This window comes from Mesorhizobium sp. M7A.F.Ca.CA.003.01.2.1 (genome assembly GCF_003998945.1).
Taxonomy (GTDB): domain Bacteria; phylum Pseudomonadota; class Alphaproteobacteria; order Rhizobiales; family Rhizobiaceae; genus Mesorhizobium; species Mesorhizobium ciceri.
In genome coordinates this window covers 1-1,044 of the sequence record NZ_RZRA01001358.1, presented here as the reverse complement: position 1 = coordinate 1,044, position 1,044 = coordinate 1, and the positions used below count along the sequence as shown (strand labels likewise).

Genomic DNA, 1,044 nt, shown 5'->3' with positions numbered 1-1,044 from the left:
GTGTATAAGAGACAGCCCTTGCGCCGAGCGGATTGTAGGGGCCGGCGGGCACCATTTTCGGCAGCTCCGGCTGGCGGGCCCGCATTTCCTGCGGCGGGCGCCACTCCGGCCATTCGGTCTTCGCCCCCACCTTGACGATGCCGGTCCAGCCGAACCCGTCGCGCCCGACGCTGATCTGGTAGCGCAGCGCCTGGCCCTGGCGGGTCACCAGGTAAAGCGCCTTCTCGTCCTTGCGGATGATGATCGTTCCCGGCTGCTCGGCGGTTCTAAAGGCGACGGCCTTGCGCAGGCTGGGCCCCATCGCCGGCAGCGGCGGCCGCTCCGAAAGTGCTGATCGCGCCTCGGCGAAGCCGTGGACGGACAGCGCCAACGCCATGCCGAGCACGCAGGCGCCGGCGAGCTTTGGGGCGATCCGGTATCTATCGGGCAGCGTCATCGAGCCGCTCTTTGAACATCCGCTTCAGATCCTTGTTGAAGCGCGCCCGCCCATCCACTTCGGAAGGCGGGATGGCCCTGTTCAGCGCATCGGTCAGAAGCGCGTTGTCGAGCGCGACCGACTTGATGTGCGGCGCCTTGAAGATCTTTTCGAGCTCGCTGCGCGAAAAATGGTTCCCGAACCATTTGCGCTTGTGCTTGTTGGCGACCAGCGTGATGCTGACCGCATTGCCGCGCAGCTCGCGGATCTTCTTGTAGAGCCGCTTGCCTTGCCGCAGCGACGCGACATTGAGTTCGAACACGATGAAGATCTCGTCGCTCGTCGACAGCACGGAATTGTGCCAGGGCGTTTCCAGATTGGGCAGGTCGATAACGATGTCGTCGAAGCGGTAGGCGACGAGGTCGAGCAGGCGGAAGACGAAATCGCTGCCATGCGGCTCGAACGGCAGTTGCGGCCGCTCGAATGCATAGAGGGTGAGGCCGGACGGGCGCGACAGCTTGATGACGTCCATCAGCTCGACATCGAGCCGCTCCGGCTGGCCGATGATGCCGGCAAGGTCGAACTGGTTGAACAGATTGAGATAGGCGCCGCAATTGGCGCTCTGGAAA

1 protein-coding gene and 1 pseudogene are annotated in these 1,044 nt (G+C 63.9%); both read right to left on the bottom strand.

The features are described from left to right. Nucleotides 1–436, bottom strand: a 436-nt coding sequence (locus EN969_RS32640) for a L,D-transpeptidase (RefSeq protein WP_164758737.1), incomplete at its 3' end; no start/stop codon positions are given. Then, nucleotides 420–1,044: pseudogene (locus tag EN969_RS32635) on the bottom strand (pilus assembly protein); the annotation flags it as partial. The gene EN969_RS32640 and the pseudogene EN969_RS32635, both read right to left, overlap by 17 nt.